Source organism: Streptomyces sp. NPDC055078 (assembly GCF_053607985.1).
Genome location: NZ_JBSGUP010000725.1, coordinates 1 through 3,984, shown reverse-complemented (window position 1 = coordinate 3,984; position 3,984 = coordinate 1). Strand labels below are relative to the sequence as shown.

Annotated in this window: 4 protein-coding genes; 1 reads left to right on the top strand and 3 read right to left on the bottom strand. The window is 68.0% G+C overall.

Annotated elements, in window-relative coordinates; all coding sequences use genetic code 11:
- Positions 1-75: 75 nt before the first annotated feature.
- From ACWF94_RS35535 to ACWF94_RS35525, 3 genes are all read right to left on the bottom strand, one after another.
- Entirely contained in the window at positions 76-1,344 is a 1,269-nt protein-coding gene (locus ACWF94_RS35535) for an MFS transporter (RefSeq protein WP_453498363.1), read from the bottom strand.
- Between the two features lie 105 nt (positions 1,345-1,449).
- Complete coding sequence (locus tag ACWF94_RS35530) at positions 1,450-2,532, bottom strand: inositol-3-phosphate synthase (RefSeq protein WP_453498360.1); 1,083 nt, start codon at positions 2,530-2,532, stop codon at positions 1,450-1,452.
- Between the two features lie 58 nt (positions 2,533-2,590).
- Positions 2,591-3,304, bottom strand: a complete 714-nt coding sequence (locus ACWF94_RS35525; RefSeq protein WP_453498357.1) for a helix-turn-helix transcriptional regulator — start codon at positions 3,302-3,304, stop codon at positions 2,591-2,593.
- Between the two features lie 494 nt (positions 3,305-3,798).
- Between ACWF94_RS35525 and ACWF94_RS35520 the strand changes: the two genes are divergently transcribed.
- Positions 3,799-3,984, top strand: a 186-nt coding sequence (locus tag ACWF94_RS35520) for a hypothetical protein (RefSeq protein ID WP_453498354.1), incomplete at its 3' end; no start/stop codon positions are given.

The following is a 3,984-nucleotide window of genomic DNA, read 5'->3' as shown; positions in this document are numbered from 1 at the left end:
CATCGGCCCTGTGCGCTGGAGTGCGTTGTCGCAGCAGCATCGACCGCACTCGGGGCAGACGGGAAGTCTTGAGAGCTAGGGTGTCGCTTCGGCCCGGCTCCACCGGGCCAGCGTCGCGGCGATCGCGGCATAGACCAGGGCCACCAGGACGACGAGCTGAACCGATCGCCCGTCGGAGGGCAGCATCAGTGCCGCGACCCCGGCGGCTCCCACGAACGCGACATTGAACAGAACGTCGTAGAGGGAGAAGATCCGCCCTCGATAGGAGTCGTCCACCGAGGTCTGGACCACGGTGTCGGTGGTGATCTTCGCTCCCTGGGTGATGACGCCCAGGACAAAGGCGGCGACCAGGATCGGCCCGGGAGCGAAGGGCAGCCCCAGGGCGGGTTCGAGGACCGCCGCGGCCCCCGCGCAGGCGACCAGCCACCCGAAGCGGCCGAGTCGGCCGATCGCCCAGGGGGTCACCACCGCCGCGGTGAAGAAACCGGCCCCCGAGATGGCGACGGCCAGCCCGAGCAGGGCGAGGCCGTCCTGTTCCTTCTCGTACCAGGCGTAGCGGCAGAGCATCAGGACCATGACCGTCAGCGCTCCGTAGTTGAAGCGCATCAGTGTCATCGCGACCAGTGCCCGCCGTGCCGCCGGGCGCTCCGACAGATGCCGCAACCCGCTCGCCAGCCCTTGTGCGGTGGAGGCGATCGCCGTGCCCAGTCCCGGCCGGACCTCGGTCGTATCGGGTCCCAGCAGTCGGCGGTCCATACGCAGGGAGGCCAGCGCGGAGCAGAGATAGAGCGTGGCGCCGAGCAGGACGACCGCGGCATCGGAGTCCTCGGACACCAGCCGTACCGCGAAGGCGAGCCCTCCGCCCGCCGTGGCGGCCAGCGTTCCGGCCGTCGGGGAGAGGGAGTTGGCCATGACGAGCCGGTCTTCGTCGACGACCCGGGGCAGCGCGGCCGACAGCCCCGCGAGGACGAAGCGATTGACGGCGGTGACGGTGAGGGCCGAGGCGTAGAAGAGCCAGTCGGGCACCGAGGCGAGGATCAGGACCGCGGTGCCGCTCGCGAGCAGAGCCCGCAGCAGATTCCCGTACAGAAAGACCTGGCGCCGCTGCCAGCGGTCCAGCAGGACACCGGCGAACGGGCCGATCAGGGAGTAGGGCAGCAGCAGGACGGCCATGGCGGAGGCGATGGCGGCAGGTGATGTCTGCTTCTCCGGCGAGAAGACCACATAGGTGGCGAGTGCGACCTGATAAACGCCGTCGGCGGCCTGGGAGAGCAGCCGGACCGTGAGCAGTCGGCGGAAGTCGGTCAGGCGCAGGAGTACGCGCAGATCACGTACGACGGGCATGCGATCAAGAGTCACACACGCGGAGGGTCCCCGGGTGGATTACCCGGGGACCCTCCGCGGTCGGTCGGCGATACGACGCGGACCTCAGCCCTTGCCGGCGAACGTTCAGCGCTCGATGTCGCCGCTGATGAACTTCTCGACGCTTTCCCGCGCCTCGTCGTCGAAGTACTGCACGGGCGGGGACTTCATGAAGTACGACGATGCGGAGAGGATCGGGCCGCCGATGCCCCGGTCCTTGGCGATCTTCGCGGCGCGTACGGCGTCGATGATGACACCCGCGGAGTTCGGGGAGTCCCAGACCTCCAGCTTGTACTCCAGGTTCAGCGGCACATCGCCGAAGGCACGGCCCTCAAGACGGACGTACGCCCACTTGCGGTCGTCCAGCCAGGCCACATAGTCGGACGGGCCGATATGGACGTTGTCAGCGCCGAGATCCCGGTCGGGGATCTGGGAGGTGACGGCCTGCGTCTTGGAGATCTTCTTGGACTCCAGGCGCTCACGCTCCAGCATGTTCTTGAAGTCCATGTTGCCGCCGACGTTCAGCTGCATCGTGCGGTCCAGGATGACACCCCGGTCCTCGAAGAGCTTCGCCATCACCCGGTGGGTGATGGTGGCGCCGACCTGCGACTTGATGTCGTCACCGACGATCGGGACGCCCGCCTCGGTGAACTTGTCCGCCCACTCCTTGGTACCGGCGATAAAGACCGGGAGCGCGTTGACGAAGGCGACCTTGGCGTCGATGGCGCACTGCGCGTAGTACTTCGCGGCGTCCTCGGAGCCGACGGGCAGATAGCAGACAAGAACGTCGACCTGCCTGTCCTTGAGGGTCTGGACGATGTCGGCAGGGGTCTCGGGGGACTCCTCGATGGTCTGGCGGTAGTACTTGCCCAGACCGTCCAGGGTGTGACCCCGCTGCACGGTGATGCCGGTGCTCGGCACGTCGCAGATCTTGATGGTGTTGTTCTCGCTGGCGCCGATGGCGTCCGAGAGGTCGAGGCCGACCTTCTTGGCGTCCACGTCGAAGGCGGCGACGAACTCGACGTCCCGTACGTGGTAGTCGCCGAACTGGACGTGCATCAGACCCGGCACCTTGCCGGCCGGGTCGGCGTCCTTGTAGTACTCGACGCCCTGCACCAGTGAGGCGGCGCAGTTGCCCACGCCGACAATGGCTACGCGAACCGAACCCATTCCGGTTGCTCCCTGTGTGATCTCGGTATTCGGATGAAACCCTGCGGACCGCGGGGTGTCAGTTGTTGGTGCCGTCGGACGGATCCGGTGGGGTCGAGGGCCCGGGGGAGGTTCCCCCGGGAGCCTCGGCACCCTGCCGGGGCAGGCCGCCAGACGCTCCAGTTGTGTGGTCCTGCTGAGCCGAGCCGTCGGCGGAGGGCGCTCGCTGATCCCGTCCCGCCCGCTCGCTCTCGATGAGCTCGTTCAGCCAGCGCACTTCGCGCTCCACGGACTCCATGCCGTGCCGCTGCAGCTCAAGGGTGTAGTCGTCGAGACGCTCACGGGTGCGGGCCAGCGAGGCGCGCATCTTCTCCAGGCGCTCCTCCAGCCGGCTGCGCCGGCCTTCCAGCACCCGCATCCGTACCTCGCGCTCCGTCTGCCCGAAGAAGGCGAAACGAGCCGCGAAGTGCTCGTCCTCCCAGCTGTCCGGGCCGGTGTGCGAGAGCAGCTCCTCGAAGTGTTCCTTACCTTCCGCCGTCAACCGGTAGACGATCTTGGCGCGGCGCCCTGCGAGTGAAGCGGCGAGGGCGTCTTCGGGAGCGCTTCCCGGTTCCTCGATCAACCAGCCGTTGGCGACCAGCGTCTTGAGACAGGGGTAGAGGGTTCCGTAGCTGAAGGCCCGGAAGATCCCCAGCGATGTATTGAGCCGTTTGCGCAGCTCATACCCGTGCATCGGGGCCTCACGGAGCAGCCCGAGCACGGCGAACTCAAGGATGCCGGAGCGTCTGCTCACCCACCGCCTCCTTCGCCGTCCCGAGCGCTTATGTCGTGCTGATGTATCGAGTCGATACATCAGCACGATAGGGGGACCTTCCGCCTGCGACAAGAGGGGCCGTGGTGAACGGCGTCACATCAATAATTCACAGAGAGCAACTTGCCTGATTTGGGGTGAACTTCGGGTCAAGGGAGGTTTTGACCGTGCGTAGTCTGTGCGGATGCAGACCACCGGGAACCATGTGACGTCTATGGGCGTCATCGCCGTGGATGCACAGCGGACGAGACCTTTGCGGGTCTGGCCCGTATCCATTTCGGGGGGACCGGAACTCAACTGCCGCTTCCAGGCGTCTCGCCTGCCCGAGGAGTAGTCGTTCGATGAGCGAGCACCGTCGCAAACCGCCGCAGCCCCAAGAGCAAGGTGGCGGGCGTGCGGCTGCCAGACGCGCCGCCCAGCAGCCATCCGGCCGCCGCGCAGCCCCGTCCCGGGGCACCAGTACAGGTTCTCCCTCCGTGTCGCACGGGGAGGAGCGCCGCCATGGCGGGCGGGCCGAGGCCCGCCGCGCCGCCCAGCGCGGCTCCGGCCGCCGTCGGGTCGAGAACGGTTCCGGCGCCGGTCGCGGCGGCCGGGGCGGGGGCCGCCGGGGTGGCGGTGGCGGTGGCCACGAGGGATCGGGCCGGGCCGGGCGGGGGCCCGGC

Excerpts from the sequence above, each read along its gene's own strand:
- ACWF94_RS35535 (WP_453498363.1), bottom strand. The coding sequence starts at position 1,344 with ATGCCCGTCGTACGTGATCTGCGCGTACTCCTGCGCCTGACCGACTTC.
- ACWF94_RS35530 (WP_453498360.1), bottom strand. The coding sequence starts at position 2,532 with ATGGGTTCGGTTCGCGTAGCCATTGTCGGCGTGGGCAACTGCGCCGCC.